Here is a 24,525-nt window from a genome sequence, read left to right on the forward strand (position 1 = left end):
GCAGATGGCCCTGCCACAAGTCGGTCCCGCCAAGTCTCAATGGAAGAAGTGGCGGGTCCCGGTCACGTACATGGTGATCCCGGCCTTCTTGGCCGCTTCGAAGACCTCTTCGTCGCGGATGGATCCGCCGGGGTGGACGATGGCTTTCACCCCCGCTTCGGCCAAGATCTGCATGCCGTCAGGAAAGGGGAAAAAGGCGTCGGAGGCCGCGACGGCTCCCTGGGTGCGGTTTTGGCCATCTGCCAAGGTGTTGGCCCTGGTCACGGCCAAGTGACTGGAATCCACCCGGTTGACCTGGCCCATGCCGATCCCGACCGTCGCCCCTTCGTGGGCGATGAGGATGGCGTTGGACTTGACCGACCTGACGGCCCTCCAAGCGAAAACCAGGTCCTGGAAAGTCTCTTTGTCCGCGGCCGCTCCAGCGACCAGGGTCCAGGTGGAAGGGTCATCCCCGGAAGCGTTGATCTGATCTTCATCCTGGATGAGCAGGCCTCCGTCGATGGCCCTTAGTTGCGGCTGAGGATGAGGGCGGGATGAAACATGGAGGATGCGGAGGTTCTTCTTGGTGCGCAGGAGTTCCAAGGCCTCCGGCTCATAGGATGGGGCCACGATCACTTCGGTGAAGATCGGCTTGACCTGCTGGGCCATCTCCAGGGAGACGGTGGCGTTTGCGGCGATGACCCCGCCGTAGGCGCTCATAGGGTCGCAGGCATGGGCCTTGCGATGGGCCTCGGCCACCGTGTCCCCAATCGCCAAGCCGCAAGGGTTGGAATGCTTGACCACAGCCACGGCCGTCTGACCGGGGAAATCCCAGACGCTGCGCCAAGCGGAATCGGCATCCACGAAATTGTTGTAGCTCATGGGCTTGCCGCCGAGCTGCTGGGCATGGGCGAAATCGTCCTTGCCCAAAGGATCCAGGTAGAGGGCGGCGCTTTGATGAGGGTTCTCGCCGTAGCGGAGGGTATGGGACAGATCCCAGCTTTTGGTGAAAGTCGGCTGATAGGCCTCTTCTTCGCCTGTCGTCAAGGATTCGGGCTTGGTCCAGCGGGAAGCGGACCATTCGGCGATCGTAGCGTCGTAAGTCGCCGTGTGGGCGAAGGCCTTGGCGGCCAGGTACCGGCGTTCTTCCAGGTTGAAACCTTGCCTGTTCTCGATGCGCTCAGCCACCAGACGGTAATCGGCCGGGTCGGTGATGACGGCCACCGAGGCGTGGTTCTTGGCCGCTCCCCGGACCATGGAGGGGCCTCCGATGTCGATCTTCTCGATGGACTCCGCCTCGCCAGCCCCGGAACGGACGGTGTCGGCGAAGGGGTAAAGGTTGACGATGACGGCGTCGAAAGGCTTGATCCCCAATTCCTTCAACTGCCTGGCGTGCTCGGGATTCGTCAGATCAGCCAGGATGCCGGCGTGGATGTGCGGGTCCAGGGTCTTGACGCGGCCCTCGAAGCTTTCGGGGAATCCTGTCACCTGGGAGACGGGGATCACCTGAACCCCCAATTCTTCCAAGCGGGCCGCGGTGGACCCCGTGGATACGACTTCCGTCCCGGCCTTCCGGAAGGCTTGGGCGAGCGTGTCCAGGCCATCCTTATGGAAAACGGAAACGAGGACGCGGTTCAAAGGGCGAGATGATTGGGTCATCATACCTGCTTTCTTCTATCTGGTTGACGGAATCCAGCTTAGCGGGGATGAAGGCCTAGTCTTGGTCAGAGCGCTCACTATGTGATAACGGAGCCCTCAGGTGGGCGATCGTCAGACGGATGACGACCAGGGCCAGGGAAAGGAGCCAGGCGGCGAAGAACCCCCATGTCACTGGTCTGCCGGTGACGCTTAAGGAAGCCGAAAGATCGACCCCCACTTGGCTGAGGGAATGGGTGCCCAAGGAGGCGGAGGCCAGACTGTAAAGGCAGGTGGCCAGGGCGATGGTGACTATGATGGCCACGATGAAGGTGGCGGCGACGTAAGCGAAGGAGATGAGGACGGAGAGGATGGTCTTCCAGAAGGGTTCCTCTTCTTGGTCCAGCTCGTCCTGCCTGGTCCCCTTTTCACCTTCCTCTTCTGTCTTCTCCCTTTCCCCGGATTTCTCCACTTTGCGTTTCTCCTGCTGACCCCGCCCATCAGCGGACTGAGGATCGAGGATTCCGGGCAGGGTCAAGTCCGACTCGGCTGCATCCTCCTGACGCCCCCAGCTGGCGGAAAAGAGATTATAAGTGGAGGACGAGGCGATGGTATGGACCCCTAAAAGGAAGAAGAGGATGATAGGTAGGATAAGGATCAGGAGGATGACGGTCCGGTTCGACACCGATGAGGGGAAGAGGCCGAAGACAGGCAGGATCGGCAGGCTGCTGGACCTGCTCTGCCAGAGGGTGAAGACGGCCGTGGTCCCGATGGCGAAGCCGGAGCCGAGAATCCAAGACAGGGCCCACAAAAGGAAGGTGGGCAGCCAGAAAAGGGAGACCAGGCAGAAAATGGCCAAAGACACCGGCCCCATCCCGCTGTAGGAGGCGACCGTGCGGACGGTAGCGAAATTCCGAAAAATCCAGATCAGGAGGGTCACGACAGACAGGGCTAGGAAGACCAGAGCGACCTTACCGGCCAGACGGAAACCGAGCTTGATGGCTTTCCGGATGGGGCCGCTCACGTGGGCTCGGACGAAGAGGCGCAGGCGGAAGATCAGCGGGGATTCCTCGGATACCGACAAGAGGGCCCCGAGGGTGAGGACGAGCCAGCTGCGGCCCAGGGCCTGAGGAAGGCCACCAACCAGGTAAGGGCGCATCGGACGTAGGAGGAGGGCGGTGAGAATGAGCCAGGAAAGGCTGGCGGCCAGATAGCCGCTCAGACTGAGTTTGAACCGTTTGGCCGCCGCCCGGATCAGGATGATGAAGACCAGGGGCAGGCCGAGAGGCAACAGGGAGACGGTGATCCCCTGATAAGTGACGGCGCTGCCTTGGGCGAAAAGGAGGAAGACCCCGGTCAGGGGAAGGATGCTGTCGTTGAGGCTGGTTTTCGTCTCCAAACCGACGAGCATGGTGAACAGGGCGGTCAGGAGGAAAAGGCTGAGGGCGAAAAGCCCATAGGAAATGAGAGTGACGGCCACTCCCCTGGCAATGTGTCCCGGCAGGGAGGACCCGGATGAGGAACCGGAACGGATCAATCTGGGGGACTGCCCGGATGCCCCGGAGTCAGACGAAGGGTCGTCCTTCCCAGCTTGATCTTCCCCTGGAACAGGACGAGATGAGATTTTTCGAGCTGGCATTGACGACCCCTTTTCTTGTCTTCCGAATCGAACGGACGCTGAGCGAGAAAGCTCAGGCTGGCATGCTGAAAAGCGAGGAGATCGGATGGCCGGAGATCCGGTCGAATCCGTCGAGCCCATCCAGTCTCATGACGAAACTGAAGCCGACGACCGAGCAATCGATGGATTCGAAGAGTTTCATGGCCGCCCAGGCGGTGCCGCCGGTGGCGACCAGGTCGTCCAGAATCAGCACCCGGGAGTTGGGCTTGATGATGTCACGCTCGATCTCCATGGTGGCCTTGCCGTACTCCAAGGTGTAGGACTGGCGGATGACCGGAGGGGGAAGCTTGCCGGCCTTGCGGACGGCGATGAACCCCTTGCCCAGTTTCTGCGCCAGGAGGGTACCCAAAAGGAAGCCCCGGGCCTCCAATCCTGCCACATAGTCGAAATCGTCCGGATCCACAGGCAGGGAGGCGACGGTGGCATCAACCAGGATGTTGAGCCCGCAGGCGTCGGCGAAAACCGGCATGAAATCGCGGAAAAGCACCCCTTCCGTCGGGAATCCGGGGATAGTGCGGATCAAGGATCCCAGATATTTGGCATCCTCCTGGGAGACGCCTTTCACATCATCGAGATTGATGTCGTTGGTGGTCATGTTCGTCCTTGTCTATCTCTGTCTTCGATTATGTCCGTGTCTGTGGCCGTACCGTTAATTTTCCTGGGCTGGCCGCTCATAAGGGACCTGCTCCGCTCCGGACCCGGCCAGGTCGGCTGAATCAAAAGAGCCGGCGGCGGGAGCTGGAGAGGCGGCCGCACCGGTCTGTTCGGAGGAAGCGACGTTTTCAGGGGTTTCAGGAGTGACGCTCTCGGAAGAATCGGAAGAATCGGCGGTCTCGGACTGGTCAGCCAAAGGATTGCCGTTTTCATCCACCTCGTCGTCGGAAACATAAGCCGGACGGATCGGGGGCTCGGTGATGGCCTGGATGCGCCACTTGGACAGGGAACCTTCGGAGTCGATGACGACCTCATCATGTTCCAAATCCACGGAATGCACGGTGCCCAGCAGGCCGCCGACAGTGGCGACGGGGTCCCCTTCCTTCAAAGTCTGGCGGAAATCCTGCACTTGGGACTGCTGTTTCTTCTGTTTGCGGGAGGTCCATACCATCAGGCCGATCATGGCTATCAGGAGGATAATCATGAAGAGCATGGACGAGCCCGCTCCGGAATTGGACGCTTTGGCGGCGGAGAGAATAATCATGAAAAGCTCCTTAGCTAATCCTTGTTTTTTCCATCTATGACAGGCCACTGAGGCCCGGAAGCCTTGAAAGCCATGATTTGCAAGGGCTTTCAGCTTGTCGGCCGGTTTATAAGTCTAGAACAGACTTGTGACATCCCCCGCTGTCTGTTCCGGGGGCTGCAGGCCGAGATGCTTCCAGGCCCGGTCCGTGGCGGCGCGGCCACGGGGGGTCCTCACCAGGAAGCCTTCACGGACCAAGTAAGGCTCGCAGACCGTTTCCACGGTCTCGGCCTCTTCCCCCACCATGGCCGACAGGTTGTTGAGGCCGACCGGTCCGCCTTTGAACTGCTTGCACAGGGCGGTGAGCACGGCGATATCCAGCCGGTCCAGGCCTTCCTTGTCGATCTGATAAAGTTCCAGAGCATCGATGACGGCCTCGGCGTCGATGGTCTCCAGACCATGGACGATCCCCCAGTCCCTGACCCGTCGTAGGAGACGGTTGGCCACCCGGGGGGTGCCCCGGGAGCGGAGGGCCAGCTCGCGGGTCGCCTGGTCGTCGATCGTCATATTGAGGACAAGGGCCGACCTCTTGATCAGACGTTCCAACTCCGATTTGGGGTAATAATCCAGGTGGGCGGTGAAGCCGAACCGGGCCCGCAGAGGGGAAGGAAGCATGCCTTCCCTGGTCGTGGCTCCGATGGCCGTGAACCGGGGCAGGGTCAGAGGGATGGAAGAGGCCCCTGGCCCCTTCCCGACCATGACATCCACCCGGAAATCCTCCATGGCTATGTACAGAAGCTCTTCGGCCGCCCGAGGCAGGCGATGGATCTCATCGATGAAGAGGACCTCCCCTTCATCCAAGGAACTGAGGATGGAAGCCAGGTCCCCGGCATGCTGGATGGCCGGGCCCGAAGTGACGCGGATGGGGACGCCGAGCTCTTTGGCGACGATCATGGACAGGGTGGTCTTTCCCAAGCCGGGAGGACCGGCCAGAAGGATATGATCCGGCGGCACCCCCCTCTTCTGGGCCGCCTGTAGGAAAAGACCCAGCTGGGCCTTCAGCTGCGGCTGTCCGATGAAAGTATCGAGGGTCGCCGGACGCAACTCCTCATCGCTGACCCGGTCTTCCTCTTGGGGTTGGGCGGAAATGACCCGCAGGGACTCTTCCTGGGCGTCCGCGTTGTCAGCTCTCGAAGCCCAAGGGTCCGCCTGAGCCTGTGGAAAATCGTCATTCATGTTATCACTGGTCTCCTCGCTTTATCGGCCCCGGTCCAAATCGCTCAAAGCCTTGCGGAGCACCTGGGGAATCTGCCCGGCGGTCAAAGGAGCCGTCAGACTCAACTGGCCCAGGGCCTCCATCGTGGCCTGGTAGGCGTCCCGCCGTTGCCATCCCAAAGAAGACAAGCCTTGGATGACCTGGTCCACCGAAGAGTCCAGCCCGCCTTCCTCTACCCGGGAGGCCGGAGCCTCATCCAGAGAGGAGAAATCGACCGAGCCATGAAGCTCCAGAATGATCTTCTGGGCCCCCTTCTTCCCGACCCCTGGGGCCCGGGTCAAAGCGGTCACGTCGTTGTCATGGATGGCCTTCCCCAACTCTTCCGGGGAAAGGGTGGATAGGATGGCCATGGCGGCCTTGGGCCCTACCCCGCTCACCTTCTGCAACTGGGTGAACAAGGTCTTCGATGAAGCGGACAGGAAACCATACAAGGCGATGGCGTCCTGGGAAACGGTCATGACTGTGAGGATCCGCTCATGCCCTCCGGCGTGCAGACCGGCCAGATCCCGGGCGGGCATGCGAAGGCTGAAACCGATCCCGTTGACGTCCAGCAGAAGGCCGTCCGCGCTGACGGAAAGCACGTCGCCTTCAAGGCTTCCGATCATGATATCCTCACTTTATCGAACGTATGTTCGAATATCTTACATATCGCGGCGGACACCGCGCTTGCCGCTCTTTTGCAAGGCTTGGACCCATTGTTTCTGAGCCGCGGTCAGGTGCCCCTCCCTTTCCCCGCCTTGGATGGCCCCTTCAGGGCGTAAGGCGTGGCAGATGGCCAAGGCCAGGGAATCGGCGGCGTCGGGAGGGGACGGAGGGGCGTTGAGGGAAAGGATCTTGGCCACCATGGTCTGCACTTGGGCCTTATCCGCCTTACCGTTGCCGGTTACCGCCAGCTTGGCCTCGGTCGGGGTGTGCAGGGAGACCGGAATCCCCCTTTGGGCGGCCGCCACCATGGCCAGGCCAGCGGCTTGGGCCGTTCCCAGGACCGTGTTGCGGTTCTCCTGGGCGAAGACGCGCTCGATGGAGACCACGTCCGGCAGATACGCGTCCATATGGGCGCATAGGCCATTGAAGATGGTCAGCAGACGGGCGTCCTGAGGCTGGTGAGGGTCGGATCGGACCACATCCACATGAATGAAAGAAAGCCGGCGAGAAGGGCCGGCTTCGATGATGCCGACCCCGCAGCGCGTCAGCCCGGGGTCAACTCCACAAATGATCATAAGCGGGAAAGGCTCTCCGTCTTATCGGTTCACTCGTCCTCTTCCAGCTGCTGCATCACTTCGTCCGAAGCGGTCCAAGCGGCGGAGATGTCCTGGACGTCATCCAGGTCGTCCAAGGCGTCGATCAGGCGGGTCACCTTTTTGGCCCCTTCCAAGTCCAGCTCGACGGAGTTGAGGGGAACCAAGGTGGTTTCAGCGGAATCGTAGTCGAAACCGGCATCCTGGATGGCCTTGCGCACATCGACCACCGTGGAGGGGTCGGTGGTGACCAGATAGAAGTCGCCCTTATCTTCCACATCATCGGCCCCGGCCTCTGCCGCGGTCTCGAAGAGGGAGTCGAAGTCCACGTCTTTGGCCGGGACTTCGATCTGACCTTGACGGTGGAAGTTGAAGCTGACGGAACCGTTTTCGGCCAAAGACCCGCCGTTCTTGGACAGGGTGGAGCGCACGTCGGCGGCAGCCCGGTTCCGGTTGTCGGTCAGGCACTGGATGATCAGGCCGATGCCGCCGGGGGCGTAACCTTCGTAAACGATCTCCTCGTAGTTGGCGCCGCCGGCCTCTTCGCCAGAGCCACGCTTGACCGCACGGGTGATGTTGTCCGCGGGGACGGAGCTCTTCTTGGCCTTGACGATGGCGTCGTAGAGGGTCGGATTGCCATTGGGGTCCCCGCCGCCAGTACGGGCGGCGATTTCGATGTTCTTGATCAGCTTGGCGAAGAGCTTGCCACGCTTGGCATCGATGGCGGCCTTCTTATTCTTGGTGGTAGCCCACTTGGAATGTCCTGACATAATTCTCCTGACGATTGCTCGGCATGTCATTAAACGTCTCGATTTTATGCGCCAGTTCAGACATCAAGCCTTCGGTAAAATCAACAATACCGCCGATAAATGCCTTCTATCCGGTCTGCGATGGTCGACCAGTCGAAGTCCTGGGACCGGGTCTTCTCCCGGGCCACCAAGCCCTGACGCAGGTCCTGGTCGGCAAGGAGGGTGAGGATTTCCCCGCCTAGGCTGCCGGCGTCCTCGTTGGTGAAAAGACGGGCGGAGCGGCCCTCCTGACTTACATCCCGGAAGGCCTCCAAGTCCGAAGCGACGAGGGGACAACCGGCCGCCATGGCCTCGGCCAGGACGATCCCGAAGCTCTCCCCTCCCCTTTGCGGGGCCACATAGACGGAGAGGCTGCGGTAGAAACGGGCCTTGTCCTCATCGCTGATCCGCCCCAGGAATTCCACATGGGGGGTCAGATCGACCCCCGCTTCTTTGCCCACTTGACGCAGGACCTTCTCAGCCGCCTCTCGCCCGTCCCCGGCGCAAAGGAAGCGGGCCTGGGGGTAAAGGGCCAGAACGCCAGGCATGCTGCGGGCGAAGACGTCGAACCCCTTTCTGTTTTCGTTCATCCGTCCCAAAAAGCCGATCGTCGGCGCCTGAGCGGTCCCCTCCCACTCCGGTCGGGCTTGGGCCTGGGAGTAGAAGGAGCAGTGAATCCCGTTGGGGATGACGACTCGCTCGATGGAGGGGTCCAAGTAGTGGGTGGCGATTCTCTGGGCCGAGGGGGAAACGAAGATGGCCTCCTTCACGGAAAGGAGCCATCGGCGCAGGTACCTTTCGCAGACCTTGAGGGCCACCGGGTATTCCTCGAAGGAGGTGTGGAAGGTCGCGACGACGGGAGGATGGCGGTAGCCTTTGAAGAAGACCTTGTGGGAGAGGCTGGGGATTTCCGGCTCATGCAGGTGGAGGATGTCGAAATGCCCTTGGTCCACCCAGCGACGGACCGTATTCCCAATGAAGCCGAAGTAGGAGATATGGGCAACGGAACCGTTGTAGGGGAAGGCGAAAGAGGTATTGGTGGTCTCCACCCACAGGGGCATGTCCTTGGTCCGGCGGCCGGGGGCCAGGACGGACACCTGATGCCCCCGCGAACGCAGTTCTTCGGAGAACTCCTTCACATGGGCCTGCACCCCGCCCGGGGTCTCGAAGGAGTATGGGCAGATGATCCCTATGCGCAAAGGGCGCTGATCGGTGGTCATAGGGGTCCCGGGGATCTTCCCCTCATCGCGCCCAGTTTGAGGAAGTACGGTCATGGAAGGTCCTTTCCACCGTGAGGAAGCCGGTTTCATCCGGGATGATCCGCGCCTTCGCCGGTTCGGGCGCTTCCCCGGTCGCATTCTTCATTCATTGTAAGGCTTTTTCGGGATTCCCGAGAGGCGGGAGTGGTCGAGGTCTTCCCAGAAGATGGGCTGGAGCATATGCCAGTCCTGAGGATGTCGGGCCAGATCTGCCGAATAGATACGGGCCCATTCCCGACTGACGGCGACGATGGCCTGCTGCCGCTCTTCCGGGTCTTCCAGACGGAAGCCCCTCCAGAAGGAGGGGTCGATCTTCCCCGAAATCAGCAGGACGTAACCCCAACGGCTATGGGCGGCCGCCTTGCGCCGACCGGTCAGCCTTTCCCGGTAGATGTTGACCACATAGAGGGGAAGGCCGCAATCGATGGCCAAGGTCGCGGGGCCGCGGGCGATGCGGATGCGGGAATCGAAGAAGTCGACGAAGATCCCATGATGGGAAAGGTCCCTATCGGCCAGCAGGGGGACAAGGATATGCCTGCCAGACATCTCATCCTTCAACTTATTTATCAAATGAGTATCCCCGCTCGTGTAGAGGGTCATCCCCAGCTCTCGCCGGATGGAGACGAAAGTCTCCAAAAGCCGGGGATTGGAGAGCTTCTCCGCAACCGTCGCCACCGGGGCCACATGCTTCTTGCACCAGACCGCGGCGTAATCCCAATTCCCTTCATGCCCCAAAGCCCCGGGGAAAGACGAAAGGACCGGCTGCCGCATGATGTCGTCGGCGTACGGTCCGGCTATCCGCACCCGGGCGTCCAACTCTTCCTGGGACCGGGCCCTGATGGTCATGGCTTCGGCGAAATAGGCGAAATACGACTGCAAGCCTTGAAAGGACAGGGGGCGGATACGGCGCCGGGACCGTTCCCTCTCCCCTAGTCCCGCCTGGGTATGGGCCAGGTTCCTCTCCAACTGCCTGGCCTGGGGCAGGTCGAAAAGCCAGAGGAAGAAGGCGATGACAGCGAAGAGGGAACGGACCAGGCCCTCCGGCAACCGATGAGCGTTGGCGGCGATGAAAAGAAGGAATCGATCCTGCATGGCTGACCCGTGCCGAGAAATCCTACATATGCTTGGTCAGGCCGGCCTCGCGGGCCTGCAGGTAGACGGTCCGCAGCCTTTGCCAGACGGTGATCAGGCCGAGGAGGGCCAACAAGGCCAGGAAAAGGGCCATGACGGCCACCGGCAGACCCAGGCCGGTCAAGCCCATCCCCACCAGGATGATGACCAGGCGGTCCGAGCGGGTGGCGATGCCGTTCTTGGCGTCTAAACCGATGGATTGGGCCCGGGCCCGGACATAGGAAGTGACGAAGGAGGTCATCATGGCGACCAGGCTGGACCAAAAACCGATCTGGGGCCAGACGGTCCAGAAATCCGGGCGGCGGATCAGGTAGATGATGGCTCCCAAGAGGACGGCCCAGTCCGCGATGCGGTCCAAGGAGGAATCGAGGAAGGCACCGAAAGCGGTGGCCCCGGTGGTCAAGGCCGCGACGGACCCATCCAGGGAATCGAAGACGACCATGATTGTCATCAGGACCACCCCGGGGAAAAGCCAGCCGGTGAAACCGGTCAACAAGGCGAAGACGGTGGTGCCCACCGCCCCGGCGACAGTCACCATGTTGGCGGTCACCCCCAAGGCCACCAGCCCCTTGGCGATGGGGCCGATGAGCTTCTTCCACGGGGCTCGAAGCTTTTCAAACATTCTTTTTCCTTGTCTTCGCTGGCCTATCCTGATTTGGCTCGTCCACCGGGAACCGCGGCAGGGCCTAAGCCTGGGCCTTCCGGGCGTCCGTCAGGCCAAGGGTGGAGCGGAAATCGTAGGCGCCGTTGACCTGGGCATGGGAGTCGATCGCCTCTGTGATCCAGGCGATGGCCTGGTCGGCGGGGACTCCGTTCAGCTGGCTTCCGTCGCGGAAACGGAAGCTGACCGCTCCCTTCTCCCGGTCTTCATCGCCCACGATGAGGATGAAGGGGACCTTGGACTTGGAAGCGTTGCGGATCTTCTTGCCGAAGCGGTCGTCGGAGGCGTCGAGCTCGGTACGGACCAGATTCTCATCCAACCGGTCCAAGACCTCCTTGAGGTAATCAAGGCTGGAATCGGCCACGGGGACTCCCAACACCTGGGTCGGGGCCAGCCAGGCGGGGAAGGCGCCGGCGTAATGCTCAAGCAGGATGGCGAAGAAGCGTTCGATGGAACCGAACAGGGCGCGGTGGATCATCACCGGACGCTGGCGGGAGCCATCAGCCGCGATGTATTCCAGCTGGAAGCGCTCAGGCAGGTTGAAATCGAGCTGAATAGTCGAGACCTGCCAGGTGCGGCCCAAGGCGTCGCGGGCTTGGACGGAGATCTTGGGACCGTAGAAGGCGGCCCCGCCCGGGTCGTCCACCAGTTCCAGACCGGATTCCTTGGCCACATCGGCCAAAGTCTTCGTCGCCTCTTCCCAGATTTCGTCCGAACCGACGAACTTGTGCTCGTCCTTGGTGGACAGCTCCAGGTAGAAGTCGTTGAGGCCGAAATCCTTGAGCAGCTGGAGGACGAAGTTCAGCAAGGACTTGAGCTCGTCGCGCATCTGCTCGCGGGTGCAGTAGATGTGGGAATCGTCCTGGGTCAAGCCACGCACGCGGGTCAGGCCATGGACGACCCCGGACTTCTCATACCGGTAGACGGTCCCGAACTCGAACAGGCGCAAGGGCAGTTCGCGGTAGGACCTCTGGCGGGACTTGAAGATCAGGTTATGCATGGGGCAGTTCATGGGCTTCAGGTAATAATCGAAACCTTCGCGAATCACATTGCCATTCTCGTCGCGCTCCTCATCCAAGCGCATGGGAGGATACATGCCGTCCTTGTACCACTGCAGGTGGCCGGAAGTCTCATACAAGCCGCCCTTGGTGATGTGCGGGGTCTGGACGAAGGAATAATGGTTCTTCCTGTGTTGCAGGCGGGAATATTCCTTCATGGCGTTGATGACGGCGGCTCCCTTGGGATGGAAGACGGCCAGACCAGGGCCGATCTCATCGGGGAAGGAGAAGAGGTCCATCTCGGCCCCCAGCTTGCGGTGGTCGCGTTTGGCGGCCTCTTCCAGCCGGGCCAGATAGGCCTTCATATCCTCCTTGGAAGCCCAGGCGGTCCCGTAGATGCGCTGGAGCATGGGGTTCTTCTCACTCCCCCTCCAATAGGCCCCGGCTGTGCGTTCCAGCTTGAAAGCCTTGATATAGCGGGTATTGGGCAAGTGTGGACCATGGCAGAGGTCGGTCCAGACGACCTTCCCTTCCCGATCCATATTGTCGTACATGGACAATTGTCCTTGGGAGACGCCGGTGTCTTTGCCCTGATCGATGGCGTTTTCAGCCGAGCAAATCAGTTCCAGTTTATAAGGCTGGTCCGCCTCTTCCTGGCGGGCGGCCTCCTCGGAAACGACACGGCGGCGGAAGCTTTGGGAGGACTTGATGATGCGCTGCATGCGCTTTTCGATCTCTTTCAGGTCTTCCGGGGTGAAAGGCCGTTCGACGTCGAAATCATAATAGAAACCATTATCGATGACCGGTCCGATGCCCAGCTTGGCGTCAGGATAGATCTCCTGAACGGCCTGAGCCATGACGTGGGTGGCGGAATGCCTCATAATGGCCAGCCCGTCCTCGGAATCCAGAGCGATGGATTCGACCTTGTCCCCGGCGTGGAGGGGGGCGTAGAGGTCGCGCGGATGACCGTTGATCCGAACGGCGATGATGTTCTTATCCGATTCGAAGAGTTCGACGCCGGTGGTGGTGTCTTCCACTTCCCTATGCTCTCCATTGACGGTGATGGGAATAAGCGAAGGTGCCTGTGACATCTCTTGTCCTTTTCTTTCAGGGTACCGCGTTACTGGTGCGGACCATGGACTTGTTGACCTCTACAGGTTAAAGGCGCATAAGGACACCCCGGCCCTGAAGCGAGGACGGGATCGAGTGGTGAAAGCCAAAAGGCAGGCGGTTACGGGATGAGGTGGGATGAGGAAGGAGGATGAAAGATTGGACAGATACAGATACAAACGGAAAAAGAAAGAAGAGGAAAGAGAAAAGGGAATCCAAGAAAGTGGGCGATATAGGAATCGAACCTATGGCCTCTTCCGTGTGAAGGAAGCGCGCTAGCCGCTGCGCCAATCGCCCAAGACTATCATTCGTTTATGATCATTCATTTATCTTCGCGCAGAAGGGTGGGCGATACAGGAATCGAACCTGTGACCTCTTCCGTGTCAGGGAAGCGCGCTAGCCGCTGCGCCAATCGCCCCAAAGGATCTCATAGTGTGGAGGTGGGCACGAGAGTCGAACTCGCCTATACGGCTTTGCAGGCCGCTGCCTAACCGCTTGGCTAACCCACCGCGCCGGTCACATATGACCCGAGCGGGCAACGGGACTCGGACCCGCGGTCTCGACCTTGGCAAGGTCGCGCTTTACCAACTAAGCTATGCCCGCGATCGGTGTTCATCAGAGCCGCTCTTGAGAGCATTCATCTGAACACAAGAGATAAATATAGAGGCAGGCGTCTACTTTGGCAAGTCCCGGCGTGTTCCCTCTCGCTTATGGCTGACTCTCCCTTATTTATCAACGATGAAGGCTAATCTTGGGTTACACGCCGGTCTGCGGACCGGGCCGGAAAACCATTCCGAAGACAGTGAGAGCCCTCCTTCGCCTCTTGGATGGGAGGACGGGTGGACGCATAGGAGACGCATCCATGGATGACTCAAAGCACAGGACGGTCCTGATCGCGGCTTTCGAAGGCTGGAACGACGCGGGCCAAGCCGCCAGCGGAGCCATCCGCCACCTCCTCAAGGCCCTGGAAGTCGAGTCCCGGCAGGTCGACCGGATCAGCTGCTCCCCCTTCTTCGACTATCAATTCACTCGCCCCATGATGTGCACGGTGGACGGGCGGCGCCAGATCATGTGGCCGCAAGTCACTTTCTCCTCCATCGACCTCTCCCCCTCTTTGACCCTGCTGACCGAGTTGGGGCCGGAACCGAATTTCCAATGGATGGAATTCGCCCAGAAATCCCTGCGTATAGCGGACGCTTACGAGGTCGACGAAATCATCACTTTAGGGTCCATGTTCAACGACGTCCCTCATACCCGGCCTCTGCCGGTCAGCCAGGTGGACTCCCACGCCGTCTTGGATCCCGACGACGCTTATAACGGCCCGGTGGGAATCCCCTCCATCATCAATTTCACGGCCGCCGAACAGGGATACAAAACCTTGAGCATGTGGGTCTCCATCCCCCAATACGTCGGGGCCGACGACTGCCCCTTCGGCGTGCAGACCTTGATCGACGCCCTGGGGGCGCATTTGGGGGTGGACCTGCCACAGGGAGACCTGCCTTTCCGGACCCGGCAGTGGAAGGCGTCCGCCGACGCCCTTGTGTCGTACAACGACGACCTGAACCATTACGTGAAACAGTTGGAGGAAGACCAAGACCAGGAGAGCATGGAAGACGCCATGGGGGTGCAAGGCGATTACATCCCGCAAAAAGTCACCAACCAGCTGATCGACGAGACCGAGGCCTTCCTCAGTTCCTTGAACGGGGAGGGAAAGGGCCAGGATGGCCGGGACCCCATGCCTGACGGACCTTCCGAGGGCGAATGAAAATCGCCGGGATATTCTGAGCGGAAAGCCGAGGAGGAATGCCGATAAGGAAAAACAGACGAGGAAAGCAGCGGAGGCGGAAAACCCCGCATGACTCAGGCAAGTGAAGGGGCCTCGGCTAGAATGGTCTTGTCCCCGGCTTCGGATTGGGAGGTTCGTCATGGGTTCTCGAAGGTTGCATCGCAAATCGCGGGCTTACGCTCCGGAAGGTTTCTTCGAATGCGAAGCCAAAGGTCTGCTTTGGCTGAAAGAGGCTGAAAAGGCAGGCGGCCCCCGGGTCGTGGGGGTCGATTCCTGGGCGGGCGACCATCTGGACATCGAACGGATAGAACCGGCCTACCCAACCATAGACGCCGCCTATAGATTTGGCAGATCATTAGCTCATATGCATGATTCCGGAGCCTCCGCCTTCGGGGTCGGACCGGCGGATTATCAAGGAACCTGCTACTTCGGTCCCTTGCAGGACCCGGTCCCCATGGATGTCGGCGATTGGTCGGACCCAGTCTCTTATCTGGCGGAAGGCCGTCTGCTGCCCATGGTCCGCCTGGGAATGGAAAGAAGGGCCCTGACCAAGAACGACCTGGCCATGACCGAAGACCTCATCGCGGCCTTGCCCAAGCTTCTGGGACCTGCCGCCCAGGACAAGCCAGCCCGGGTCCATGGAGACCTGTGGTCCGGAAACGTCATGTGGACCACGACCGCCGCTGATGGATCCCGGCTGGATCAGCCGGAAGCGGTCCTCATCGACCCCGCCGCCCACGGAGGTCACCGGGAGGAAGACCTGGCCATGTTGGCCCTTTTCGGCATCTCCTACCTGGGGGACATCCTGGATGGCTATCAAAGCGTCCACCCCCTGAAAAGCGGATACGATCAAAGGGTGACGATCTGGCAACTCTACCCCATCGCCGGGCATTGCGTCTTCTTCGGCGGCGGTTACGTCAGCCAATACCGGGCCATGTGCCGGTCTTTATTGGGCTGAAAGGACACCTGCCCCCGCGCCCCTGTCCACTCTACGAAAAGGCGTGCCTCAGACGCTCGAAAAACCCGCGGGGAGCCTGCAAAGGTTGGGAGCTCTGCTCGGGCGAGAATTCATCGTCCCTGCGTTTGGCGGCGAAATCCTCCAGCAGTTTCCTCTCCTGCTGATTGACCTTGTCAGGGATGGAAACCAGAAGATGGACCACCAATTTGCCCCTGCGGCTGTTGTCCCGCACATTGGTGACCCCCAGACCCTCCAAAGAGACGGTTGATTCATACTGGCTGCCGGCGGGGATGTCGATATCCTGGTCGCCGTCGAAACTGGAGACCGTGGTCCTATGACCCAGGACCGCCCAGGTCATGGGAATGGTGATCCAGCAATGCAGGTCATCCCCTTGCCGGGTGAACTGCTTGTCCTGTTTGACGGTCACGTCGACGAAAAGGTCCCCGGCGGGGCCGCCGCCTTCCCCGACTTCGCCCTGACCGCTCAAACGCAGCCGGGTGTCGTCCTCGATTCCAGCCGGGATGTTGACTCCGATGGTACGGTCGGTTTGCACGCGGCCATGGCCCGAACATGTGGGGCAGGGATGCTCGATGATATTGCCGAATCCCTGGCAGCGGGCGCAGGGCAGGCTGGAGACCATCTGGCCCAGGAGCGTACGTCGGACGGTCTGCACGCTGCCGCTGCCGTGGCATTCGGGGCAGGTGACCGGGGGCTTCCCATCGGCGCTGCCATTGCCGGAGCAGTCAGGGCAAACGGCGAAAGTATGAATGGTCACGTTGTGGACGCCCCCGAAAACGATGGTCTTCAGGTCCACGCTGGTGGAGGCGAGGCTGTCCCGGCCGGGCTGCACCCGCGGAAGAGGGCCGGAAGAGGCCCCACCGGAGAAAGCGCCTCCGAAGAAGGTGGAGAAGATGTCCGACATGTCCGTGAACCCGGTTGGCCCGGCTGAACCGCTGGAACTCAGCGGGTCTACCCCCTGGTCGTACATGCGACGCTTGTCGCTGTCCGACAGGACCTCATAGGCCGTGTTCACTTCCTTGAACTTTTCCTCATACTCCTGCCCGGCTATGTCGGGGTGATATTTCCGGCTCATCTTCCGGTAAGCCTTTTTGATCTCCTCCTGGCTGGCGTTCCTCTCCACCCCTAGCACTTGGTAATAATCAGTTTCTGCCACAATGAGCTCCTCGTTTCGCGATGCCTTTCATTCTGCCATGAAGGCCCTATCAGCCCCGCCGGCCTCCAGATCCGGCCCATCCCCCTGGGAACGCACGAAATCGGTCAGATATTGGGCGACCGCCTGGACGGCTGCCATGGTGGTGCGGTAATCCATATGGGTGGGGCCGATCGAACCAACGAAGGCCAAGGAATCGTCGGCTGCCGGCGCCACCTCCCCCTGGTCCTCCTCCCCTGTCTGGGAGCGGCCTTCGTCCATGGACCCGTAGCCGGAAGTGACTACGGCCGCGTTCAAGAGGCTGGGGGTGTGGGTCTCCGACCCGATGGCTACGCCGACCGGACGATGCTGGACGACGGCCGTATGAGCCAGGTTGTCCATCAAATGCATGATGACCACCTGCTCCTCCAAAGCGTCCAGAAGGGAGGCGATCCCTTCCCCCGGGGCCTGTTGACGATGGGCCATCCGGGCGGCTCCGGTGGCGTACAAATCGTAGGAATCCTGAGGCGATGCGACGGAATCGAAGCAGGCGGCGAGGGTGGTGACCAAGGAAGAGACCAGGTCCATCCGCCTCTTCCAGGGAATCGTTTGTTGGGCCGGTCCGGCCACAGGCAGGGCGGACAAGGCGGAAGTCAAGGCTGACAGGCGGCCCGGCCCGCCTTCTTGGACGGACTCCTCCCGGGCCAAGGTCCGCAGTTTCTCCCCCAGCCGGTTCATGGGCAGACCGGAACAGAAGCGGTTGATGGTCGAAGACAGGGGGTGAAAAGCGTCTTGGCTAAGCCCGTCCCATTCGGGCGGAAGGGGGAAGGTCCTTTGCTCGACCCGACCCGTGTCGGTGATGAGGATGACCAGGAGCATCCTCGGCCCCATGGCGACCAGCTCGCAATGCTTCAGCCGGGAGCGTAGGACCGAGGGGGTGGCCACGACGGCGATTTGGCCGGTGATCTGGGCCAAGAGGCGGGCCGAACGATGAAGGGCGTCGTCCATGCTGACGGACCCTTGCAGGAAATCCTGGATGGCGTGCCTTTGGACCGCGGACAAGGGGATGAGGGAGCTGAGCTGGTCCACGAAATACCGGTAGCCTTTCTCCGAGGGGATACGGCCGGCGGAGGTGTGCGGCTGCATCAGGTAGCCCTCTTCTTCCAGCTGGGCCATCTCATGACGGACCGTGGCGGGACTGACCCCGATCTTATGGCGCGAGGTCACGCTGGAGGAGGAAATCGGCTCCTGGGTGCGGATATAGTCTTCGACCACCACCCTCAGGATCTCCATTCGTCTGTTCTGTGCCATAGCGCTCCTTAAAGTCTTATCTCAAGTTCTAGCACTCTTTGCGGCCGAGTGCTAATTTCGTCTGCGGACGAAATTGTCAAACGCTTGAAAATCCGAGGAAATGACTGGCAAAAGCCGACAAGTGAATCCAACACCGGATGGGGTCAATCGTCTTTCTCGGCTTATAGACTGGAGGGGTCAACGGCATGGACGGTGAAATGTCGATGCCATCACCAATTGGAAGGAAAGTTGATCAGATATGGTCGATTTCAATGAATTGGACGGGCGTGCAATCAAGAACGCTAAGGTCCTGGCGGCGGACGCCGTGGAGAAGGCCGGTTCCGGCCACCCCGGCTCCCCTATCTCCTTGGCTCCTATTGCTTACACTCTCTATCAGAAGTTCATGAAGCATGATCCGAACGATCCAAAGTGGGAAGGTCGCGATCGCTTCATTCTCTCCGGTGGTCACGCTTCTTTGACCCAGTATATTCAGCTCTTCTACTCCGGTTACGGTCTGACCCTGGACGACCTTGAGCACTTCCGTACCATGGACAGCATCACCCCCGGTCATCCCGAGTACGGCCTGACCCCTGGCATCGAAGTCACCACCGGTCCTCTGGGCCAAGGCGTGGCGACCGCCGTCGGTTTCGCCTATGGCCAGCGTTTTCAGCGGAACCTGCTGGATCCCGAAGCCCCCGCCGGCGAGTCCCCCTTCGATCACAAGATCTGGGTCATCTGCGGTGAAGGCGACGTCGAGGAAGGCGTCTCCAGCGAGGCCAGCTCCCTGGCCGGAAACCAGGAACTGGGCAACCTGACCGTCATTTTCGACGCCAACCACATCCAGATCGAAGGCGACACCAAGATCTCCTTCGCCGAGGACGTGCTTGAGCGTTACAAGGCTTATGGCTGGTACACCGACGAGTTCAGCTTCATCCAGCCTGACGGCTCCTACAAGGAGGACGTGGAAGGTTTCGCCAAGGTCCTGGAGAAGGCCGAACAGGTCACCGACCGGCCCAAGTTCATCAAGGTCGACACCCTCATAGCCTGGCCGACCCCCGGCAAGACCAACAACGAGTCCGCTCACGGCTCCAAGTTGGGCGCCGAGGCCGTCGCCGGTCTGAAGGAAGCCCTGGGCTTCGATCCGGCCAAGTCCTTCGAGATCGACGAAGAGGCCCTGGCTCACGCCCGCGAGGTCGCTCAGCGTGGTCTGGAAGCCCATAAGGAATGGGATCAGAAGTACGAGGCCTGGAAGAAGGCCAACCCCGCCAAGGCGGCCCTGCACGACCGCATTCACGAAGGCAGGCTTCCCGAAGAGTTCGACAAGGCCATCGATGAGCTCGAGGCCTCCTTCGAAGTCGGTTCCAGCGTCGCCACCCGTAAGGCTTCCGGCGCCGTGATCAACGCCCTGGCTCCTGTCATGCCTGAACTCTGGGGCGGTTCCGCCGATCTGGGCGGTTCCAACAACACCGTCATCAAGGGCGCCGATTCCTTCGCTCCCGCCAAGTTCGCCACCTCCACCTGGCCTGACGTGTCCGAAGGCGGACGCATCATCCACTTCGGCGTGCGCGAATTCGCCATGGGCGCCATCACCAACGGCATCCTGCTGGATTCCGATACCCGCGTCTTCAACGGCACCTTCTTCCAGTTCGCCGATTACGAGCGTCCCGCGGTCCGTCTGGCCGCCCTCATGAATGTTCCCAACGTTTATGTGTGGACCCATGACTCCGTGGCTTTGGGCGAAGATGGTCCTACCCACCAGCCGATCGAACATCTTGCCTCCATGCGCGCCATCCCTCAGCTGGATGTGGTGCGTCCTGCCGACCAGTTCGAGACCGCCGAGGCCTACCGCTACACCTTCGAGAAGGAAGATTCCCATCCTACCGCCCTCATCCTGACCCGTCAGGGCGTCCCGACCCTGGCCGAGACCAAGGAAAAGGCCAAGGATGGCGTCCGTCGCGGCGCTTACGTCCTGGTGGACACCGAAGGCAAGCCTGACGTGATCATCATGGCCACCGGTTCCGAAGTGCAGCACGCCGTCAAGGCCGCCGCCACTTTGGCCGAAGAGGGCGTCAAGGCCCGCGTGGTCTCCTTCCCCTCCATGGAGTGGTTCGAGGCTCAGGACGAGGAATACAAGGAATCCGTCCTCCCCACCGACGTGCAGGCCCGCGTCTCCATCGAAGCCGGTCTGGCCATGCCTTGGTACAAGTACCTGGGCTCTTATGGCAAGGCCATTTCCATCGAGCAGTTCGGTCTGCAAGGCGATGGCCAGGAGAACATGCGCGTCCTGGGCATCACCCCCGAGCACGTGGTGGATGCCGCCAAGGCTTCCATCGAAGCTGCTCGTCGATAAATCAAACAAACTTGAAGCACGATGCTTCGAAAGTGGCGGGTGGCGAATCCGCCCGCCACTGCTTAAATAACCAAAGGAGTTATGAATGGCAGAAAATGAACACACCCAAAAGACCAGCGACTCTGGCGTTTCCATCTGGCTCGATGATTTGAGCCGGTCCCGCATTGAGTCCGGCAGCCTGCAGGAGCTCATCGCCAGCAAGAACGTCGTCGGCGTGACCACCAACCCTTCCATCTTCGCCAAGGCCCTGCATGAAGTGGGACCTTACGATGAGCAGTTGAAGGAATTGGGCAAGGACGTGAACGTCGAGGACGCCGTACGCGAGCTCACCACCACCGATGTGCGCAATGCCACCGATATCTTCCGCGAGATCGCCGAATCCACCGACTATGTGGATGGCCGCGTGTCCATCGAAGTGGACCCCCGTCTGGCCCATGAGACCGAGAAGACCGAAGTCCAGGCCGTCGAGCTGTGGGAGAAGGTCAATCGTCCCAACGCCATGATCAAGATTCCCGCCACTCTGGAAGGCCTGCCGGCCATCACCGCCACCCTGGCCAAGGGCATCTCCGTGAACGTCACCCTGATCTTCTCTCTGGAACGCTATGAGCAGGTCATCGACGCCTTCATTGAAGGCATCGCCCAGGCTGACGCCAACGGCCATGACCTGAGCCACATCGGCTCCGTCGCCTCCTTCTTCGTCTCCCGCGTGGACACCGCTGTTGACAAGCTGCTCGAAGCCAATGGCTCCGAAGAGGCCAAGGCTCTGGAAGGCAAGGCCGCTGTGGCCAACGCCCGCCTGGCTTATGAGCTCTTCGAGAAGAAGTTCGCCGAGGATTCCCGCTGGGCCGCCCTCGAAGCCAAGGGCGCCAAGAAGCAGCGTCCTCTCTGGGCCTCCACCGGCACCAAGAACCCGGCCTACTCCCCTTGCAAGTATGTGGATGAGCTGGTCGCTCCGAACGTGGTCAACACCATGCCCGAGAAGACTCTCAACGCTCTCGCCAAGCAGGGCAACGGCGCTCCTTCCATCGAAGGCACCTACGAGGAAAGCCACGAAGTCATGAACAAGCTGGCCGAGCTGGGCATCAACATCAAGGACGTCACCGACAAGCTCGAAGCTGACGGCGTCGCTTCCTTCATTGATTCCTGGAGCTCCGTCCTGGCTGATGTCCAGGCCGGCATCGACCGCGTGAACGCCTAAGGGCTTCGCTCTGAGCGTTTATCAGGCCTGATGAGCGTCTGGTAAACGCCCGATCAAGAAAGTTGGTCCCGACCGCATCTTCGCGGTCGGGACCAACTTTTTATCCGTTGCTATATGTACCGAATGTACAGAACGTACCGAATGCATCGAACGTATCAAATGCGACTCAATGCGGCTAAACGCAATGAACGCAATGAACATAAAAACGGGCCAGCCGCGAACGGCCGGACCGTCATCTCAGAGGCATCCCTCGGACGGGGATGCCGTAAAAAGCCTAAAAATCAGCCGACATTGAACTTGGACATGAAGTCAAGAGCGATGATGAGGGTGACCCAAATCAAAGCGACCACCACGGTGATGCGGTTCAGGTTCTTCTCCGCAACCCCTGAAGTACCGGCGTTCTGGGTGATGCCGCCGCCGAACATGTCGGACAGACCGCCGCCTTTACCCTTGTGCATGAGGATAAGCATGGTCAGCAAAAGGCTGAGGATGACGACGACGATTTCAAGAGTGATCTTCAGGGCGTGCATACACGATTCCTTTCATGGGTACAGATGCTAATATACACGAGCGCACGGAAAACCCGGTGCCGCAGCCATTCAAAGCAAGCCGGAAAATCTGGACAATCACGAGCATCACAGACGGTCACAAGCGTTTCAGACGATCAAGGATGATTACGAGCGGCTGGAGCTGCGTTGATGGGCCGCCTTCTGGGTCAGGCGGATGATGGTGGCGAATTCCTCCGGATCCAAGGAGGCCCCTCCCACCAGGAAACCATCCACATCGTGGGCTTGGTTCATCAGATCGGTCGCGTTTTTCGAGCTGACCGACCCACCGTAGAGAATAGGGACCTTCTGCCCCGTCTGGGCCCCATAGACCGACGTGAAGTGCTGGCGGATGGCGTGGGCGGCGTCCTGGGCCGACTGAGGCGTCGCCACCAGGCCGGTCCCGATGGCCCAGACAGGTTCATAGGCCACAATCACTTGTTCGGCCTCCTCTTTGCCCAGGTCCCGGGTGATGTCATCCACCTGACCGACGGCGTAATTCAGCTCGATGCCGCGGCGGCGTTCGGTGATTCCCTCCCCCACGCAGAGGATCGGTCGCATGCCGGCGGCCAAGACGGCCCTGACCTGATCGACCAGATTGGCGTCATCATCAGGATGGTATTTGCGCCGTTCCGAATGGCCGACGATGACGTATTTGCAGCCCATCTCGGACAACATGTCGGCGGAGATATCCCCGGTGAAAGCCCCTTGCGAAGTGACGGAGACTGTCTGCGCCCCATATTGGATCCGCAAATCATCGGCTTTCACTAGGACCTGGACGCTGCGGATGGAAGTGAAGGGAGGGGTGATGACCACTTCGCAGGAAGAATAATCGAAATGCGCGTCCCGCAGAAGCCAAGCCAGCTTCTGCACGAAGTAGGTGGCCTCTTTGTAGCCCAGATTCATCTTCCAGTTACCGGCAACAATTGGTGTACGCATCCGTCCTCGCCTCAGGGGTAAAACAACAGTCAATCACAAAGATATAACGACATATAGCAGATAAAACGACTATAGCGACAAACGAGGTGGCCCAGCTCGGAAAGCGGAACCACCTCGCTTTATGAAGAAGGTTAATGGTTAGTCCAGGACGCTCAGACCCGGCAGGGCCTTGCCTTCGAGGAACTCCAAGGAGGCGCCGCCACCGGTGGAGATATGGGAGAACCCGTCCTCATCGAAGCCCAAGCGGCGGACGGCAGCGGCGGAATCGCCACCACCGACGATGCTGAAAGCACCGTTCTTGCTGGAATCAATCAGGGCCTGGGCCACAGCGGCCGTACCCTTGGCGAACTCGGGGAATTCGAAGACCCCCATAGGGCCGTTCCAGACCACGGTCTTGGAATCCACGATCTTGTCGTGGAAGAGCTTCTGGGAACGAGGACCGATGTCGAGCCCCATCTTGTCCGCGGGGATCTTGTCCGCGTCAACGACCTCATAAGGAGAATCGGCGGCGAAAGCGTCAGCGGCGACGATATCGGCAGGAAGGACGATCTCGACCCCGTTCTTCTTCGCGGTCTCCAGATATTCCTTGGCCTGAGCCACCATGTCCTCTTCCAAGAGGGACTTGCCGGTCTCGTAACCGAGGGCCTTGAGGAAGGTGAAGACCATGCCACCGCCGATGACCAGACGATCGGCCTTGTCCAAAAGGTTGGAGATGACACCGAGCTTGTCGGACACCTTGGAACCGCCCAGAACGACGGTGAAAGGACGCTCCGGATTCTCCGTCGCCTTAGATAGGGCGGCCACTTCCTTCTCGACCAGACGACCTGCGGCGGACGGCAGGTCGGCGGCCACATCGTAATCAGAACCTTGGGCGCGATGGACCACGCCAAAGCCATCGGAGACGAAGACATCGCCCAGCTCGGCGATTTTCTTGGCATAGGCGGAACGTTCGGCTTCGTCCTTGCTGGTCTCTTCCGGATTGAAACGGACGTTTTCCAAGAGGACCACGTCCCCATCCTGCATGGCGTCCACCTTGGCGTGGGCGTCAGGACCGTAGGTGTCCTTGGCCAAAGCCACGGGGGCGTTCAAGAGTTCGCTTAAACGGGAAGCCACCGGGGCCAGGGAAAGCTCGGGGACTACCTGCCCCTTCGGACGGCCCAAGTGAGCCATGAGGATGACTTTGGCCCCGTCCTTACGCAGTTCGGTGATGGTAGGCAGGGCGGCGCGGATACGGCCATCATCGGTAATGGTCGTTCCGTCCAGAGGAACGTTGAAGTCCGCGCGCACCAGAACGCGCTTGCCCTTCAAATCGCCCAAATCTTCGAGAGTCTTCATAATGTCCTTTCTTAGGATTCAACAATATGATTGACTCTCTCATT

The 24,525-nt window shown here is 60.4% G+C and carries 21 protein-coding genes and 4 tRNA genes; 4 read left to right on the forward strand and 21 right to left on the reverse strand.

Translation table 11 applies throughout. The annotated features are described in order from the left end of the window. Positions 1-36: 36 nt before the first annotated feature. The 16 genes from purH to PSDT_RS04155 all read right to left on the reverse strand — a co-directional run bounded on the left by purH (position 37) and on the right by PSDT_RS04155 (position 13,533). Entirely contained in the window at positions 37-1,638 is a 1,602-nt protein-coding gene (purH, locus tag PSDT_RS04080; RefSeq protein WP_006289214.1) for a bifunctional phosphoribosylaminoimidazolecarboxamide formyltransferase/IMP cyclohydrolase, read from the reverse strand. Between the two features lie 55 nt (positions 1,639-1,693). Further along, positions 1,694-3,253 carry a cell division protein PerM gene (locus tag PSDT_RS04085; protein ID WP_223293560.1) on the reverse strand — a complete coding sequence of 520 codons (1,560 nt, stop codon included), beginning with the start codon at positions 3,251-3,253 and terminating at the stop codon, positions 1,694-1,696. A gap of 52 nt (positions 3,254-3,305) precedes the next feature. Further along, a complete protein-coding gene (locus PSDT_RS04090; protein ID WP_006289207.1) occupies positions 3,306-3,887 on the reverse strand; it encodes an adenine phosphoribosyltransferase in 582 nt (193 codons plus the stop codon). Between the two features lie 54 nt (positions 3,888-3,941). After that, positions 3,942-4,490: a preprotein translocase subunit YajC gene (locus PSDT_RS04095; RefSeq protein ID WP_006290417.1), complete on the reverse strand. Its 549-nt coding sequence runs from the start codon at positions 4,488-4,490 to the stop codon at positions 3,942-3,944. Positions 4,491-4,604: 114 nt separating this feature from the next. Then, positions 4,605-5,705: a Holliday junction branch migration DNA helicase RuvB gene (gene ruvB / locus PSDT_RS04100; RefSeq protein WP_006289205.1), complete on the reverse strand. Its 1,101-nt coding sequence runs from the start codon at positions 5,703-5,705 to the stop codon at positions 4,605-4,607. Positions 5,706-5,726: 21 nt separating this feature from the next. Next, positions 5,727-6,350: a Holliday junction branch migration protein RuvA gene (ruvA, locus tag PSDT_RS04105; RefSeq protein ID WP_006289204.1), complete on the reverse strand. Its 624-nt coding sequence runs from the start codon at positions 6,348-6,350 to the stop codon at positions 5,727-5,729. A 36-nt stretch (positions 6,351-6,386) separates the two neighbouring features. Beyond that, positions 6,387-6,965, reverse strand: a complete 579-nt coding sequence (gene ruvC, locus PSDT_RS04110) for a crossover junction endodeoxyribonuclease RuvC (protein ID WP_006289203.1) — start codon at positions 6,963-6,965, stop codon at positions 6,387-6,389. Between the two features lie 29 nt (positions 6,966-6,994). Then, entirely contained in the window at positions 6,995-7,753 is a 759-nt protein-coding gene (locus PSDT_RS04115) for a YebC/PmpR family DNA-binding transcriptional regulator (RefSeq protein WP_006289202.1), read from the reverse strand. An 80-nt stretch (positions 7,754-7,833) separates the two neighbouring features. Further along, a complete protein-coding gene (locus PSDT_RS04120; protein WP_006289201.1) occupies positions 7,834-9,045 on the reverse strand; it encodes a glycosyltransferase family 4 protein in 1,212 nt (403 codons plus the stop codon). 87 nt (positions 9,046-9,132) lie between these two features. After that, on the reverse strand, positions 9,133-10,122 hold the full coding sequence (locus PSDT_RS04125) for a phosphatidylinositol mannoside acyltransferase (RefSeq protein WP_006289200.1): 990 nt from the start codon (positions 10,120-10,122) through the stop codon (positions 9,133-9,135). Positions 10,123-10,144: 22 nt separating this feature from the next. Then, positions 10,145-10,783 carry a phosphatidylinositol phosphate synthase gene (gene pgsA / locus PSDT_RS04130; RefSeq protein WP_006289199.1) on the reverse strand — a complete coding sequence of 213 codons (639 nt, stop codon included), beginning with the start codon at positions 10,781-10,783 and terminating at the stop codon, positions 10,145-10,147. A gap of 64 nt (positions 10,784-10,847) precedes the next feature. Beyond that, positions 10,848-12,911 (reverse strand): threonine--tRNA ligase, encoded by a 2,064-nt coding sequence (thrS, locus tag PSDT_RS04135; protein ID WP_006289198.1) that lies wholly within the window; start codon positions 12,909-12,911, stop codon positions 10,848-10,850. A 243-nt stretch (positions 12,912-13,154) separates the two neighbouring features. Continuing rightward, positions 13,155-13,227: transfer RNA gene (locus tag PSDT_RS04140), tRNA-Val, on the reverse strand. Between the two features lie 48 nt (positions 13,228-13,275). Next, positions 13,276-13,348 (reverse strand) — tRNA-Val (locus PSDT_RS04145). A 17-nt stretch (positions 13,349-13,365) separates the two neighbouring features. Then, positions 13,366-13,439, reverse strand: a tRNA-Cys gene (locus PSDT_RS04150). Positions 13,440-13,460: 21 nt separating this feature from the next. Continuing rightward, positions 13,461-13,533, reverse strand: a tRNA-Gly gene (locus PSDT_RS04155). A gap of 259 nt (positions 13,534-13,792) precedes the next feature. Between PSDT_RS04155 and PSDT_RS04160 the strand changes: the two genes are divergently transcribed. Both PSDT_RS04160 and PSDT_RS04165 read left to right on the forward strand, forming a co-directional pair. Next, a complete protein-coding gene (locus PSDT_RS04160; protein ID WP_006289197.1) occupies positions 13,793-14,695 on the forward strand; it encodes a PAC2 family protein in 903 nt (300 codons plus the stop codon). Positions 14,696-14,855: 160 nt separating this feature from the next. Next, entirely contained in the window at positions 14,856-15,674 is an 819-nt protein-coding gene (locus tag PSDT_RS04165) for a fructosamine kinase family protein (protein ID WP_006289196.1), read from the forward strand. A gap of 31 nt (positions 15,675-15,705) precedes the next feature. On the opposite strand, the gene dnaJ is transcribed toward PSDT_RS04165, so the two are convergent. Beyond that, positions 15,706-16,848: a molecular chaperone DnaJ gene (gene dnaJ, locus PSDT_RS04170; RefSeq protein WP_006289195.1), complete on the reverse strand. Its 1,143-nt coding sequence runs from the start codon at positions 16,846-16,848 to the stop codon at positions 15,706-15,708. A 27-nt stretch (positions 16,849-16,875) separates the two neighbouring features. Continuing rightward, entirely contained in the window at positions 16,876-18,135 is a 1,260-nt protein-coding gene (locus tag PSDT_RS04175) for an HrcA family transcriptional regulator (protein ID WP_006289194.1), read from the reverse strand. 238 nt (positions 18,136-18,373) lie between these two features. Between PSDT_RS04175 and tkt the strand changes: the two genes are divergently transcribed. Together tkt and tal are read left to right on the forward strand one after the other, a co-directional pair. Beyond that, a complete protein-coding gene (gene tkt / locus PSDT_RS04180) occupies positions 18,374-20,464 on the forward strand; it encodes a transketolase (RefSeq protein ID WP_006289193.1) in 2,091 nt (696 codons plus the stop codon). Positions 20,465-20,549: 85 nt separating this feature from the next. Continuing rightward, positions 20,550-21,662, forward strand: coding sequence for a transaldolase (gene tal / locus PSDT_RS04185; RefSeq protein WP_006289192.1), 1,113 nt, complete (start codon positions 20,550-20,552; stop codon positions 21,660-21,662). Positions 21,663-21,943: 281 nt separating this feature from the next. Here the strand turns inward: tal and secG are convergent, their stop codons facing one another. From secG to PSDT_RS04200, 3 genes are all read right to left on the reverse strand, one after another. Next, positions 21,944-22,192: a preprotein translocase subunit SecG gene (secG, locus tag PSDT_RS04190; RefSeq protein ID WP_006289191.1), complete on the reverse strand. Its 249-nt coding sequence runs from the start codon at positions 22,190-22,192 to the stop codon at positions 21,944-21,946. 144 nt (positions 22,193-22,336) lie between these two features. After that, the gene (gene tpiA / locus PSDT_RS04195) at positions 22,337-23,146 is read right to left on the reverse strand and encodes a triose-phosphate isomerase (RefSeq protein ID WP_006289190.1); all 810 of its coding nucleotides are present in this window, start codon (positions 23,144-23,146) and stop codon (positions 22,337-22,339) included. Positions 23,147-23,284: 138 nt separating this feature from the next. Continuing rightward, positions 23,285-24,481 (reverse strand): phosphoglycerate kinase, encoded by a 1,197-nt coding sequence (locus PSDT_RS04200; RefSeq protein WP_006289189.1) that lies wholly within the window; start codon positions 24,479-24,481, stop codon positions 23,285-23,287. Positions 24,482-24,525: the final 44 nt, after the last annotated feature.

The sequence above is a fragment of the Parascardovia denticolens DSM 10105 = JCM 12538 genome (assembly GCF_001042675.1).
Classification (GTDB): Bacteria; Actinomycetota; Actinomycetes; order Actinomycetales; family Bifidobacteriaceae; genus Scardovia; species Scardovia denticolens.